Raw genomic sequence first — 14,688 nt, forward strand, 5'->3', positions numbered from 1 at the left:
GCCTATGGGGTGACCAGCTGCTGGTGAGTGAGGCAACCGCGCAGCAAGTCCAGCTTGTGTTTCCGCAAGCGGGACAAGGGGTGCGTCAAGGGTCGTAGCGCACGGGCTATTTCATTGGGACGCGTGTGGGCTTATGTGGAAAAATAAGGACCCATTGTCAGTGGCTAAGAGGTCAAGGAGTGATCTCTTCGCGTTCGAATAGTCCGGTACCGCTGTAGTTTCCCAGATCGCCTGAGGCTTCAATCAGGCTCATGATGGCGTCAGCCTCTTCACCAATATATTGGCCTTGAAGGGTGTTGAAACCCTCAAAGCAGTCTGGTTCGCAGTTTTCATGGGTAAGGTCGATGATAGCGATCGGGAAGGTTTCGAAAGTATCGCTGTCTTCTTCAGCGCTTAGCCCACCAACCAACTGACCAAAGTTTTCCAGCCCTATATCAACTTCCACGCTGCTTTCACCGGCACTGCTGGCGAGTGTGATGGTGCTGTCGTCAAGGATGTTAATTACATCGTCGCTTGCCTGATTGATCAACCTTGTGCCGCCTGCCCAGTTGAACGTTACTCCCTCTGCTAATTGATCTCTTATGGCTTCCAGCGCTTGGTTGCTTAGCTCATTAGCTAATTCACCCGAAGCGGAAATAAAGGGAATGCTTTCGCCTAAGGGCGTTTCCTCTGGGTCATTGGGATACGGGGTGTCAGCGTCCCAGTAGCCCCAAACCACTTCGCCACCGGCGATGCTTTGGCTATCTTGCTCAGTGGGGGGCGTATTTTCTTCATAAAAACTCGGTAATAGGTCGCCGCCGGTAATTGTGGTCAAACTGTTTTCGGTGTTAGGCGGGAAGTCGATCCAGACATCGGGCGCGGGGTCGCGGCCAAAGCCGAGGCTGCCGTAACCGGTGAGAAGATCACCTTCTGTTTCAATCTCGACATACAGGTTGCCGATAACGCCGTCCAGCGTGCTTTCGCCTTCGTTGCCAATAAAGCGCGATTCGAAGTAACCCGCGCTGACGGGGGCGGCGTCGATGTCCTCGCCGTCGCCTTCCCCAAGAACGGGGCCGTCAGTCAGCCCGCCACCACCGCCTTCGCCAAAGGTGAGGCGCTGGCTGCCGCTGCCATCATCGAAGAAGAAGTTTTGCAGACGCTCTCGTGATTCTGCTAGGTAACGCTCGCCATCGCCGTCCTCCAGGACAATGCTTGTCTGAGCATGTGGATAAAGCATGCTGTCAACGTTGAAATAGGCGAGCGAGAAGCGCGAGTCTTCTTGCACGCTTAGTTTACCGTTTGAGGTGGCAAGCTCGCCGGGCGTTACCAGGGAGAAGTCCACTCGGTTGTAAGGATTGTCTGGAGTTTCAGGGTCAAGCCCGGCCAGGTTTTCGATTAACTCGGTAGCTTCTAAGGGTGTTTTATCGGCGATGTCGATTGCTCGATTCGTGCCGACATAGTGCAACTTACCTACGTCGCCCAGTGGGGTAAGCAGTTCTTCTCCGTTTTGACTAAGTTCCGCGACGCTGTCTGACGACCAACGGCCCCAGTAAATCACCGTGGTGCTGTCTTGGGTGCCTTCCAGATCATTCAGTGAGATCACCTTAGAGTTGGTGGGTTCGCTGCCCTCTTGGGTTTGCAAGCGCTCACCATTGCGCTCGGCAGCGGTAAGTTGGCCATCCGCAAAGCGCACAGCACTGGCGGGTAGCCGGTTACTTTTCTCGGCACCGGTTGTTAGCGCGACCTGACCTTGGGGGGTTAAGTGCTCGGTGTCGTTCCCTGAATTGCCTTGGTTGAGCATGGCCTCGGTATCAGTAAAGCCCAGAGTTTCAGCAGGTACAGGCTCTGGTTCAGGCTCAGGTTCAGGCTCCGGCTCAGGTTCAGGCTCTGGTTCAGGCTCTGGTTCAGGCTCTGGTTCAGGCTCAGGTTCAGGCTCCGGCTCAGGTTCAGGCTCTGGTTCAGGCTCTGGTTCAGGTTCTGGTTCAGGCTCAGGTTCAGGCTCGGGTTCAGGTTCTGGCTCAGGTTCAGGCTCGGGTTCAGGTTCTGGCTCAGGTTCTGGCTCGGGTTCAGGTTCTGGCTCGGGTTCAGGCTCTGGCTCAGGTTCTGGCTCTTGATTGACTTCTTCCTCTACGTCATCGGCAAAGGCGCGGGCGCTGACAGATTGTTCTTGGCTGAGGTTGTTGGTTTGCTCGCTTTGAAGCTGCTCGTTGGTGGCCGGTGCCAGCGCGATGCGGTCGAAAAACGTGCCGTCAGTGGCATCGCTCTCGGTATCGGTATCTAGCGTGGTACTGGTAACGGTAGTGTTGCTGCCACCACCTTGCTGAGCGGTGCCGTCGCTTGTGTCGTTATCGTCTTGGCGGGGTTGCTCGCGACGCTGTTCTTCCAACTGTTCAAAAATCGCTATGCCGTCGGCGAGGAACTCTGGAGTGGCGTCTGAAGCGGCGGAAAACATCACTTGTCCTGGGCGCACAATACGCTCGCCAGCGTCGGTGCTCATGGAAAGCCTACCACTCTCGACATATAAGTAGCTGCCGGTCGCCATGCCGGGCAAGGGGGGCGTTTCGCCTTCGGGCACGTGAACAAGTTGAAAGCTGGTACCGCGAATGCCCATGGTGGCCACCGGTGTTTTATGGCTGACGTTTTCGGGGGCATTACGCCCAATCAACCCGGTTACGGCGCGTAAACCGCCACGCAACAGCTCGCCACTTTGTTCGGATTCGTCAGGGTTTTCTGTATTGTTTTGGTAGCTCTCCAGGGTGTAGGTGCTTTCTGGCTGGATGGCTTTGGTGCCGCCATCGCTGTAGCGGATCTGCAGCGTACTGGCGCTTTGCGTTCGGAAGGTGTCGCCCGCAAAAATATCATCGCCACGTTCGGCGGCGGTACGTTCACCGTCGCGCTCAATCGAGGCATTGCCGTGAATGAACATCACCTGCCCTGCCGGGGTGTTGGCCCATACGGCCATGGGCATCATCAGGCTGCCGACAGTGGCGTGGAGCGATACCCAACGGGCAATGGGGTGCTGTGTAAAACGAGCCATAAGCCCTCCTTAGAACAGATAGCGCACGCCGATCTGGGTTTGCAGGCGAGTCGAGTCGTAAAATTCGATGGTGGCGTCACGCTGCTCATAATTGGCAGACGTTTCGACCAGCCAGTGGCGGTTGAGTGGGTAGAGCCAGCTTAGTCGCGCTTCCCATATCTGTTCTTCGCGGGCAGTGGGCTGGTAGCGGCTGGTGATGTTGTTTACGTCGTCCTGGTAGTTGCGTTCGTGGTAACCCATATTGCCGCGTATGAGCTGGCGTTCGCCAATGGGTACGTCGACGCCCATGCCCACTTGCCAGTGGTTGAGGTCACCGCCCGCGCGCTGTTGGTTGCCAGTGCCGTGGGCCCATTCCTTGCTTAGCTGCGCCTGCCAGCGCAGGTTGATGTGAGTGAGCGGGGTCGTCAGCTTAACGCCCAGGCGGCCAGCGTCGTAATCACTTAGCGCGTTGTCAAAGTTGTTACGCTGGACGCTAAGTTCCCAGGTTAGCTGGCTTTTGGTGCCCACTGTGTAGGCGTAGCGGCCGTTAAGGCCCCATCGGGTTAATAGAGGGTCTTGCTTAGCGCCACCCCAGCCTTGTAACCCGCTGGGTTGCAGTGTCCAGGTGTGGCCATTGCTTAGCTCGCGCTGGTAGGCAGGCGCGAGCTGTAACAGCGTTAGGTCAATTTCTTCGGCGGCGTCGCTCATATAGCGCTGGGTTTGAGCGGTGGCGTCAAGCAGCCAACGTGAGTGTTCGTCAATCGGAAAGCGCCCACGGTAACTGGCTTGCAATTGATGGTAGAGGCTTGAACGGCTGGCAAAGGTGGCGTCGTCAAGCTGATTGGGGTCGTCGAGATCCAGCACATCACTTTCAATGAGTTGGTCAACCACATTACGCAATGGCGCAGGTAAAGGGTCAAGTGCGATATCACTGTGGTAGCGCTGTGGGTTGCTGTCGTAGCCAAAAGCGACACCTAAGCTCAGATTATGCTGAGGGTCGTTATCTCCCCGGCGGCGTTGTTCGATGACTGCTTTGAAACGCCGAATGGCTGCTTGTGCTTCGGGTGGAGGGGAGAGGGCTTCCAGGCGCTCAATTTCCTCTTCAGCGGCGCGGCGCTGGTCCAATTGCAGTAGCGCGGCGACGCGTTCCATTCGCGCACCTGCGTGCTCTGGTTCCGTCAACAGTACCCGGTCCAGGGCAATCAGCGCGTGGGAGACATTTCCTGCTCGCAGCGCAAACACCCCTAGCCAGTAATCAAATTCAGGGTCTCCGCTGTGCCCCATTTCTTCGGCTTTCATTAGCTGGTAGGCGGCGACGGCGTTGCCTTGCTCAAGCGTTTGGCGGGCACTTTGTCGTGTTTCTTCATATGCTAGGGCGCGGGTCGTGCATAGCAGCCACAGTGTTATGCCCAGAAGGCAGTAAAGACGAGTAGGCTGCACTGTTACTGGTTTCATCGGCTAACCTGGTTCCTTGCTGATAATTCTGATGCCAGGATACTGGTTGGCAAAGGAAATGGCTTCCACTCAGCGTTACACTTGTAAGGTATTTTCCTATTGCGGTTTTAGCTGGGTTATCAATAGCTTTTAGGGGTATCCCCAAGCGGAAAACTGGGCTGTTCGCCTCTGATAATGGAACTTCCCTTGTCGTTTGTATCAAAATAGCCGTATTGGATACCGCCCATCGTCGTTAGGAGTACTTATGCCCCCTGTTTCGCCCCAGCAAACGCTCAAAGACGTCTTCGGCTTTGGCGACTTTCGCGGCGGCCAGCAGGCGGTGGTCTCAAGAGTGTTGGACGGGCACTCCACGGCGGCGATTTTTGCCACCGGCGCGGGAAAATCGCTCTGCTACCAGCTCCCGGCGCTGCATTTACCGCACTTGACCCTGGTGGTGTCGCCGCTGCTGGCGCTAATGCAGGATCAGCTTTCCTTTCTGGCCCGCCACGGTGTGGCCGCGGCGAGTATTGATTCCACTCAAGACCGTGAAACCACCCGTAATGTCATGGAACGCGCCAAAAGCGGCGAACTGAAAATCCTCATGATCTCGGTGGAGCGGCTCAAGAACGAGCGCTTTCGCCACTTTCTGCGCCAGGTGCGTATCTCGCTAATGGTTATCGATGAAGCCCACTGCCTATCGGAGTGGGGGCATAATTTCCGCCCAGATTATTTGAAGTTGCCGGACTACCAGCGTGAGTTTGCCATTCCTCAAGTGCTGCTACTTACCGCCACGGCAACGCCCGCCGTTATCGCCGATATGGGCGAGAAGTTTGCTATCGCGACGGATAACGTCATCACCACCGGCTTTTACCGATCAAATCTTGAGCTGCTGGTAGCGCCTGCCATGGCAGATCGCCAGCAGCAATTGATTGACTGGCTGAAGCCACAGATGCCGCCGGGCAGCGAAGCGCCGACGATTATTTACGTTACCCTTCAACAAACCGCCGAGCGGGTGGCGAAAGCGCTGACGGCTCAGGGCATTGCCGCCCAGGCGTATCACGCCGGGTTGGATTCGCAGCGGCGAGATGAGATTCAGGGCCAGTTCATGCGCGGTGAATCGCCCTGCATCGTGGCGACTATTGCGTTCGGTATGGGCATCGATAAGGGCGATATTCGCAACGTGGTGCACTATGACCTGCCCAAATCCATCGAGAACTACAGCCAGGAAATCGGCCGGGCGGGGCGTGACGGACTGCCTTCCACCTGCCTGACCATGGCCGGGCGCGATGGCCTGCGGGTGCTGGAAAACTTCGTTTACGGCGATACCCCCGAATACGCGGGTATCTACCGCCTGTTGGAAGAGATTGCTGCAGCAGGTGGCCAGCCCGATCGCCAATGGGAAGTGCTGCTTTTTACGCTCTCTCGCGATACCAATATCCGCCTGCTGCCGCTGAAAACACTGCTGGTGCGGTTGGAAATGCACGGCATCATTGCGCCGCGCTTTGCGTTTCTGGCCGATTATCGGCTCCGCTACCACATTGAACCCGCTGAACTGGTGGGCCGCTTTGAAGGCGAGCGGGCGGCCTTTGTGCGCCTTATTGTCGATAACATTCCCATCGCCCGCACCTGGGGTACGGTGGATTTTGACCGGCTGCATCATGCCGGGCAGGCGCAACACATCGATGCCTCCCGTGCCCGTGTGATGACCGCCCTTGAGTACTTTCAGGATAAAGGCTGGCTGACCCTGGAAGGCAAGCGGATGACCGACGTGTACGAGGTGCTTCAGCCGAATTTTTCCATTGAAGCGCTGGCGAGCCAGTTATGTGACGAATGCCGACATCGGGAACGGATTGAGATTGAGCGGTTACAGGCCATGCTGGCACTGTTTGAATCGGAAAGTTGCCTGACGCGGCGGCTGGCCGAGCACTTTGGCGATAACACGTTTGAAGCACCGCCTGAGACCGAGCAGGGCCGTTGCGGGCACTGTTCGGTCTGCCATGGCCATCCCGTACGACTGCCGGATGCGCCGCCGATGCCCGCGCTAAGCAATGCTGATTTTACGCGCTATGCCACGCCGCTGATCGAACGCCACACGCAGCAATTTGGCCAGCCGCCCAATGCGCAGCGGCTGGCGCATTTTTTGTGTGGCCTCACCATGCCGGTTTTCACCCCACTCAAAGCGCGTGGCCTTGACGGCTTCGCGGTCTTTGAGCAGCGTGTCTACCTGGACGTGCGGCAATGGGCTGAAAGGCACCTGGGCAATATCGGCTCTTAAGCGTCATTCCCAGGCCGGAAATGGGTCGGGCAATTGCTTCCACGCCTCCATGCCTTCCAACAGTTCACCCTCGCTCAGCAGACAGTCATCCAGTGCTTCGCGCATTTTGGCTTCATCCAGGTTCTGGCCGATAAACACCAGTTCCTGGCGCATGTCGCCAAACGGTTCTTGCCACTTGTCCATAATAAACTGTCGTGTTTCTGGGTCTTCCGGCCATTGGTCTTCAGGAATGGCTTTCCAGAACACGCCGGCCATGCCGTGGTGGGCGATACCGCCTGCCTGGCTCCACTGGCCCGCATAGCGTGGACGCGTCGCCAGCCAGAAGAAGCCCTTCGAGCGTAGCAGGCCGTCACCAAACCATTCCTGATTCAGCAGGTCATGAAACTTCTGCGGGTGGAAAGGCCGGCGGGCGTGATAAGCAAAACTGCCAATGCCGTATTCTTCGGTCTCGGGCACGTGTTCGCCGCGCATCTCTTTCAGCCAGCCAGGGGCCAGCTGGGCACGCTCAAAGTTGAACTTGCCGGTGTCCAGCACTTTATCCAGGGGCACGCCGCCCTGGGTAATCGGCACCAGTTCAGCATCGGGGTTCAGCGAGCGTAGAATGGCCTTTAGAGCGTCTAGCTCTTTGTCGCTGATCAGGTCGGTCTTGCTGATCAGTAGCACGTCGCAAAACTCAACTTGATCGACCAGCAGGTCGGCGACGTTGCGTTCATCGTCTTCCCCTAAACTTTCGCCTGCTTCAGCCAGGCTTTGGGCTTCGCGGTACTGCTCAAGAAAGTTGGCGCCGTCGACCACGGTGACCAGCGTATCCAGTCGTGCTACGTGGGAAAGACTCTGGCCGCTTTCATCTTCAAAGGTGAAGGTTTCCGCGACGGGCAGCGGCTCGGAAATGCCGGTGGACTCGATCACCAGGTAATCAAACTTGCCCTCCCGAGCCAACTGGCTGACCTCTTCCAGCAAGTCTTCGCGCAAGGTGCAGCAGATGCAGCCGTTGCTCATTTCTACCAGCCGTTCTTCACTGCGATTGAGCGCCACGTCGCCATCCAGCGTCGACTCGCCAGGGCCGCCGCGCACTAATGCGCCGTCAATGTTCACCTCGCTCATATCGTTGACGATCACCGCCACCCGGCGTCCCTCTCGGTTGGCAAGAATATGATTGAGCACGGTGGTTTTACCGGCACCCAGAAAACCCGAGAGCACTGTCACGGGTAGGGAAGAAAACGCAGTCATTGCTAGGTCACCTCTAAGCGGGTTTATGTTATGTGATAATATAACAATAAAGAGGCGAGGAATGAAGGATCTGTTTTTCTAGCGTCTTTATCAAGTTCTTCAGGGGCGATAATCAGCGCTTATACTGCGTCGGGCAGTAGCCGCGGAGGACATCCGGCGAGCGCAGAGCGGTATGCTTTGTCGCCCGGCCGGTGACGCGTTTGCGCCATAGGCGAAATGAAGCCGGTTTGAGCTGGTGGCGCATGACGTCAATCACATCCGGCTCGCCCAAGCCAAACAGGGTTTCGATGGCTTCAAACGGCGTACGGTCTTCCCAGGCCATCTCAATGATGCGCGACTGTTCGTCATCGGGTAAGCAGCGAAAGCGTTTTACGGCAGCTTTAGGCATAACGGTACCTCAGGCGTTAACGAAATAAACAAGCATAATGCATTACAAATATTGTACCAGTGTTAGATGTATAATGCGTTTTTGTACGAGAAATTTGCAGAGATTAAAGCTGTTTTGCTGCCAATAGCGCGCGGAAAAGTCCATTCATCAGCACCGGTTCATCGTGGCGAATGACAAACCCCGCCTGTTGTAGCAGGGGCGTGGCTTGCCGGGTAATATCGGTGGCGATAAATGAGGTCAGTACGTTTAAGGCTCGCCGAGTCACATCCGTTGGTTGCGTGTCGGGTTGGAATTTATCCATCACACAAAGTTGGCCGTCGTCTTTCAGTACGCGATACGCTTCGGCTAATCCCTGTTCTGGGGTTGGCATTACCGCAAGAATAAGGTGCATCACCACCACGTCAAAATGCGCATCTGGGTAGTCCAGCGCGGCGGCGTCCATCACGCGGCATTCCACGTCGCGCTGTGAATGCTCGGCGCGTTCACGGGCTCGCTTTACCATCGCGGGGGTTAGGTCGGTCAAATGAATTTCTAGCTCGTGGGGTAAGTAGGGCAGGTCCAGTCCTGTACCGGCGCCCACTAATAGAACGCGCATACTAGGTTCCCAGTCGACTTGGCCTAGTGCGTACTGGCGTGGTTTGCGAAAGGTTTTGTTTGCCACAAGGTCATATATCGGTGAGTAGGCGGTATAGCGTAGGCGGTTCCAAGTGGTTGTATTTATCATGAATCACCTTGAGTGGGCACGTTTAATAAACCTTGTTTAGCGTCTGTGAAGGGCTCTCGCCAAATTGCCGCTTATAATCATGCGCAAACTGCCCTAAGTGCCCAAAGCCCCAGTAAGTGGCAATGTCTGTCACTGTTTGGGTTGACTCGGCGGCGCGAAGAGCACGTCGGACGTGGTTAAGCCGTCTAAGGCGCAAAAACTGCAGTGGGCTAATCCCTAGGATAGTCGTAAAACTGTACTGTAGTTTTCGTCTGCTGACATGGGTGAGCTCGCACAGCATTTCCATCGTCACAGGGTCTTCCAAATGTTCATCAACGTAGCGTTTCACTCGGTCAACGACTTGCTTACGTTGGGCATAGCTGGGTGGTAGCTCAGCATCAGGTTGTTCGATCTGCAGCAGTTCAAACAACGCTATTAGCAGAATGTCTTTATGTATCTTTTCGGCAATGGCGCCCTGCCGATGGGACAATAAATGATCAAGTAAAAATGACACCGCATTTAGCGTCTCAGGTGTAACGCGGCGGCGCGGTGAGTACTGCCACTCTGTATCCAACGTCACCCCCTGCTGTTTGGCGGCGGCTTGCAATATCGGCAGGTGGACCACCATCCCATAAATATCGAAGGTTTCTGGCGTTACTAGCTCAAAGTCATACCCACCCGGCCGGCACATCACTTCATGCTCAATGAGCGGTTGTCCGTTGATACGTGAACCTAATGGTCGCATAGGAATACCCAGCCACAACGAGTCAGCCCAAACCCGGCAGTCTTGACGAAGCGCTTGCCCCGTATGCTCTTTAAAAACCTGAATGCCGGGTAGTTCGATTTCATCGAGGCGACCATAGAAGCGGCCAGGACTTATTTGATCGTATTGTTGCTGCCAGCGCGTCAGGTTTTGCGCATGTTCGTCGGCATCAAACGCCTCTTGCATGCACTTTTTTTGTGCGAAGTCTTGGCTTGTTAACGTCATGAGAAACTCCTGTGAACGTGATTAAGGCGCTACCACGTTGGTTTCTTATTTCTAATTTATTGTATTTGTTTTGATTTTTATCGGTATGACAGGTTTGCCAAAACTCGATACTCCCCATTAAGGGATAGCGCTATTGTGGAAACAAGCAAATTTTGTTCCTCAACGCGCATGCTGTGCCGTTGTATTTTAAATATAAAAAAGGAAGGTCCTATGGCGCAGACCTATCACACGACAGTGGGGAGCCGCCGCTACCGCTTTAATGGCTTAGCAGAGTTAATGGCTAAGGCGACGCCGCCGCGTTCCGGTGACCGTTTGGCTGGGGTGATGGCTGAATCTGCTGAGGAGCGAGTGGTGGCACAAATGGTGCTAGCCGAACTGCCGCTCACCACGTTTTTGAACGAAGCCTTGATCCCCTATGAAGAGGATGAAATCACCCGGCTGATTATCGATGAACACGATACTCACGCCTTCGCCCCCATTCGCCACCTGACCGTGGGCGATTTTCGTAACTGGCTGCTTTCAGATCAGGCTACCAGCGAGGCACTTACCGCCGTGCGTGCGGGGGTTACGCCTGAAATGGCGGCTGCGGTGAGCAAGCTAATGCGCAACCAGGATTTAATCCTGGTGGCTAAAAAGTGCCAGGTCACCACGGCGTTTCGCAATACCATTGGCCTACCGGGGCGGCTTTCCACGCGGCTGCAGCCTAATCACCCCACCGACGACGTTACCGGCATTGCCGCCAGCATTTTAGATGGCCTGTTGTACGGCAGCGGCGACGCGGTCATTGGCATCAATCCCGCCACGGATAATGTCGCCCAAAGCGTTAAATTGATGCGCTTAATGGATGAAGTGATCAATAAATATGAGATTCCCACCCAGTCCTGCGTGCTTACCCACGTTACCAATACGCTGGAGGCGATCGAGCAGGGTGCGCCGGTGGATCTGGTGTTCCAATCCATTGGCGGCACCGAAGCGACTAACCGCAGCTTTGGTTTTGATTTAAGCACCCTGGCTGAAGCTGAAACGGCAGCGCAGACGCTTAACCGTGGCACGGTAGGCCGCAACGTGATGTATTTCGAAACCGGCCAAGGTAGCTCGCTTTCCGCCGGCGCTCACCACGGGCTTGATCAGCAAACCTGCGAAGCCCGCGCCTACGCCGTGGCGCGCAAGTTTAATCCGTTGCTGGTGAATACCGTCGTCGGTTTTATCGGCCCTGAATATTTGTTCGACGGTAAAGAGATTACCCGGGCGGGGCTTGAGGACCACTTCTGCGGCAAGCTGCTGGGTGTGCCCATGGGTTGCGATGTTTGCTACACCAACCACGCCGAAGCTGACCAGAACGATATGGACAACCTGCTGACGCTATTGGGTGTGGCTGGCTGCAATTTCGTCATGGGCATTCCGGGCTCCGACGATATCATGCTCAACTACCAAACCACCTCGTTTCACGATGCGCTCTATGCACGGCGAGTGCTTGGCTTAAAGGCAGCGCCTGAATTCGAGCAGTGGCTTGAAAAGATGCAGATATTTGAGGATGTCAGCACCCACCGGCTCAACGACCGGCTTCCCGCCGCGTTCGCCAATAGCTTACGCCACCTGCCCCAGGAGCCACGCTATGGCGCATAACGAATCACCCCCCATTGTGGTGGAGAACCCCTGGGAGCGGCTGAATGCGTTTACCGATGCGCGAATTGGGCTCGGTCGCGCGGGCGTTAGTCTGCCTACTACCAAGCATCTCGATTTTCAGCTGGCTCATGCCCAGGCTCAAGATGCCGTTCATTGCGCGCTTGATGGCAACAGCCTGGAGGCAGCGCTAACCAACACGCTTGGGCTCACCATGCCACTCATTCGCTTACACAGTCATGCGCAAGACCGCGCTACGTACTTACAGCGCCCGGATTATGGCCGCCGGTTGAGCGATGAGTCGCGTGAACATTTACTCAATGCAGCGGTAACCGGCCAGCGCTTTGATCTAGCCGTGGTGATTGTCGATGGCCTTTCTGCTCTGGCGGTGCAGCAAAACAGCGCGCCGTTTCTCGCCGCATTGACGGAATGCCTGACCCGCGATGCCAACGACTGGCAGCTGGCGCCGTTCACCATGGTTGAGCAGGGCCGCGTGGCCATTGGCGATGAGGTGGGGTCGCTGCTTAACGCCGATGCAGTGCTGGTGATGATTGGCGAACGGCCAGGGCTAAGCTCGCCGGATAGTCTAGGGCTTTATATGACCTGGGCACCCGAAGTAGGCCTAAAAGACGACCGGCGTAACTGTATCTCCAACGTGCGCCCCGCCGGGCTTAAAGCAGAAGAAGCCGCCCGGCGGCTAGTGCTGTTATTAAAAGAGGCTCGTCAGCTCAAGGTGTCTGGCGTGAAATTAAAAGACCGCAGCGAGGAGGACGTATTGGAAGGCAACTCAGCAAAAGGCTCGACGCGTAATTTTTTAGTGGCCGATTAACGGGCGCAAAAAGTGAAGCGTCATAACAATGGCTTTATAACAAAAAGCACATAACAACACGGAACATCGTACGTATAAACAGCACGCCGCTAACGACCGTTATGTTCCACACTGAAAAAGGTAAAACGATGAAACAACCTTCTGTAGATCAAGCGTATTTGGCCAAGCGACAGTTGCGCAAGGGTACCGCAGGCTGGATGCTGCTGGCTGGACTTGGGGTATCTTACGTCATTTCCGGTGACTTCGCCGGCTGGAACTTTGGCATTGCCGAAGCAGGCTGGGGCGGTTTTGCCATTGCCGCTTGCTTAATGGCGCTCATGTATTTGGCGCTGGTGCTTTCGCTGGCGGAAATGTCGGCGGCAATTCCTGCTGCTGGCGGCGGGTACAGCTTTGCCCGCCAGGCCATGGGGCCTGCAGGCGGCTATTTAACCGGGTTTGCGGTGTTGATTGAGTACGCCTTGGCCCCCGCCGCGATCGTTATTTTTATCGGCGCGGCGGTGGAGTCCCTATTGGGGATTAACGGCCCGCTGGTTTACCTGTTGTTTTACGCCGTTTTTATCGGTATTCACCTTGCAGGTGTTGGTGAAGCGCTAAAAGCGATGATGGTGATCAGCGGCTTGGCGGTATTCGCTATTTTAGCAACGGCGGTGGCGCTGATCGGCGATTTCGATTCAGCCAACTTATTCGACATCGCGCCAACGGACGCCGCCGGTGCCAGCACCTTTATGCCGTTTGGCTGGTACGGTATCTGGGCGGCGCTGCCGTTTGGCATGTGGCTGTTCTTAGCGGTGGAAGGCGTGCCGCTAGCGGCGGAAGAAGCCAAAGACCCCGCACGGGATATGCCAAAAGGCATTATCGGCGCCATGCTGTTTCTACTGTTTACCGCGCTACTGGTCGTGGTGCTACTGGCGGGTGCTGCCGGTGCTGACGTCATTGGCCAAAGCGGCGTGCCACTGGTCGACGCACTTAATGTGGCGGGCAACCCGACGCTTGCTACGCTGGTGAACGTATTGGGCTTGGCCGGTTTGATTGCCTCATTTTTCTCGATTATCTACGGTTACAGCCGTTTGGTGTTTGCCCTTTCACGGGCAGGGTATTTACCCAAGCCGCTGTCGCTGACCAGCGAGCGTAAGGTGCCGTATTTAGCGCTGATTGTGCCCGGTGTGTTTGGCTTCTTAGTATCATTAAGTGGTGAAGGCGACTTGATTTTGGGCATGGCCGTAGTGGGGGCGACGATCTCCTACGCACTGATGGCGTTTAGCCATATTCTGCTGCGCGTAAAGCAGCCTGATTTGCCGCGCCCTTATAAAACGCCGGGTGGTGTTGTGACCTCTGCTATTGCACTTGTGCTGGCGCTCGTTGCGCTAACCGGGGTGTACGCTTTCGATCCTCGTGCCTTCAACTACACTATCTTGCTGTTTATTGCTGGCGCAGCCTACTTCTTCCTCTACAGCAAAAATAATCTGGTGGCAAAAACCGCAGAGGAGGAATTTGCACTGGTGGTGACGTCACCCGAAGACCTAGACGACAGCAATCCGAGCGAAGCAGTATCTGTCGCTAAGCTGTAACCACCTCGCTATTTCACCTAAGCTAACCAAGCCTCTGCGTTAAGACCGCAGAGGCTTGGTTGTTTCAATCGGTTAACACGTTTTCGATCACTGACGAGAGAGCACGAATGGCGTTGATATTTGATAACTACGCTGAGCAACATCGCTGGCACGCTATCAATGACGGTGTAATGGGCGGCGTCTCCCAAAGCGCGTTCACGGTTCAGGGCGGTGAAGGGCGATTTCACGGCGAGGTGTCGCTTGAAAACGGCGGCGGTTTTGCCTCGGTTCGCCGTGAGCCTGACGCGTTTGAGCCAATGTTACACTACGCCCATGGCGTCATACTTAGCGTGCGGGGCGATGGGCGAACGTATCAACTGCGTTTAAAAAGCACGCGACTTGAGGATGCTAGCGCCTACCGGGTGACGTTCACACCACCCCAGCGCCGGTGGGAGACGCTGCACGTTGCGTGGAGCGATTTTGAAGCCGTTCGGCGGGGCACGTTACTTACCGATGCGCCACCGCTTGAGCCGCAAACCATTCATCAATTAGGGTTTTTGATTGCCGATCGCACCGCAGGACCGTTCTGCTTGCGCGTTGCCTCACTAAAGCCACTAACGTGAATACCCACCAAGGTCGCCTCGTATGTTGTGGCACAATCGTGGAAGCTAGGGAA

General features: G+C 55.8%; 11 protein-coding genes. 5 read left to right on the forward strand and 6 right to left on the reverse strand.

Annotated elements, in window-relative coordinates; all coding sequences use genetic code 11:
- Positions 1-172 precede the first annotated feature (172 nt).
- Positions 173-3,016, reverse strand: a complete 2,844-nt coding sequence (locus tag M8006_RS05445; RefSeq protein WP_250080448.1) for a FecR family protein — start codon at positions 3,014-3,016, stop codon at positions 173-175.
- A gap of 9 nt (positions 3,017-3,025) precedes the next feature.
- Entirely contained in the window at positions 3,026-4,450 is a 1,425-nt protein-coding gene (locus tag M8006_RS05450; RefSeq protein WP_250080449.1) for a hypothetical protein, read from the reverse strand.
- A gap of 244 nt (positions 4,451-4,694) precedes the next feature.
- Here M8006_RS05450 and M8006_RS05455 point away from each other — a divergent pair, with 244 nt between their 5' ends.
- The gene (locus M8006_RS05455; RefSeq protein ID WP_250080450.1) at positions 4,695-6,704 is read left to right on the forward strand and encodes a RecQ family ATP-dependent DNA helicase; all 2,010 of its coding nucleotides are present in this window, start codon (positions 4,695-4,697) and stop codon (positions 6,702-6,704) included.
- A 3-nt stretch (positions 6,705-6,707) separates the two neighbouring features.
- Here M8006_RS05455 and zigA read toward each other — a convergent pair whose 3' ends face one another.
- The 4 genes from zigA to M8006_RS05475 form a co-directional block, all read right to left on the reverse strand.
- Positions 6,708-7,934: a zinc metallochaperone GTPase ZigA gene (zigA, locus tag M8006_RS05460; protein WP_250080451.1), complete on the reverse strand. Its 1,227-nt coding sequence runs from the start codon at positions 7,932-7,934 to the stop codon at positions 6,708-6,710.
- A gap of 112 nt (positions 7,935-8,046) precedes the next feature.
- Entirely contained in the window at positions 8,047-8,322 is a 276-nt protein-coding gene (locus tag M8006_RS05465; RefSeq protein WP_250080452.1) for a TIGR03643 family protein, read from the reverse strand.
- A 103-nt stretch (positions 8,323-8,425) separates the two neighbouring features.
- Positions 8,426-9,046: a class I SAM-dependent methyltransferase gene (locus tag M8006_RS05470; RefSeq protein WP_250080453.1), complete on the reverse strand. Its 621-nt coding sequence runs from the start codon at positions 9,044-9,046 to the stop codon at positions 8,426-8,428.
- A 22-nt stretch (positions 9,047-9,068) separates the two neighbouring features.
- Positions 9,069-10,013: a helix-turn-helix domain-containing protein gene (locus M8006_RS05475; protein WP_250080454.1), complete on the reverse strand. Its 945-nt coding sequence runs from the start codon at positions 10,011-10,013 to the stop codon at positions 9,069-9,071.
- 210 nt (positions 10,014-10,223) lie between these two features.
- Here M8006_RS05475 and M8006_RS05480 point away from each other — a divergent pair, with 210 nt between their 5' ends.
- The 4 genes from M8006_RS05480 to M8006_RS05495 all read left to right on the forward strand — a co-directional run bounded on the left by M8006_RS05480 (position 10,224) and on the right by M8006_RS05495 (position 14,635).
- The gene (locus tag M8006_RS05480; RefSeq protein ID WP_250080455.1) at positions 10,224-11,639 is read left to right on the forward strand and encodes an ethanolamine ammonia-lyase subunit EutB; all 1,416 of its coding nucleotides are present in this window, start codon (positions 10,224-10,226) and stop codon (positions 11,637-11,639) included.
- Positions 11,629-12,465, forward strand: a complete 837-nt coding sequence (eutC, locus tag M8006_RS05485) for an ethanolamine ammonia-lyase subunit EutC (RefSeq protein ID WP_250080456.1) — start codon at positions 11,629-11,631, stop codon at positions 12,463-12,465. Before M8006_RS05480 ends, eutC begins: the two co-directional genes overlap by 11 nt.
- Before the next feature lie 128 nt (positions 12,466-12,593).
- Complete coding sequence (gene eat, locus M8006_RS05490; RefSeq protein WP_250080457.1) at positions 12,594-14,033, forward strand: ethanolamine permease; 1,440 nt, start codon at positions 12,594-12,596, stop codon at positions 14,031-14,033.
- Between the two features lie 107 nt (positions 14,034-14,140).
- Positions 14,141-14,635 (forward strand): CIA30 family protein, encoded by a 495-nt coding sequence (locus M8006_RS05495; RefSeq protein ID WP_250080458.1) that lies wholly within the window; start codon positions 14,141-14,143, stop codon positions 14,633-14,635.
- Positions 14,636-14,688 lie beyond the last annotated feature (53 nt).

This window comes from Halomonas llamarensis, assembly GCF_023555005.1.
Taxonomy (GTDB): Bacteria; Pseudomonadota; Gammaproteobacteria; order Pseudomonadales; family Halomonadaceae; genus Vreelandella; species Vreelandella llamarensis.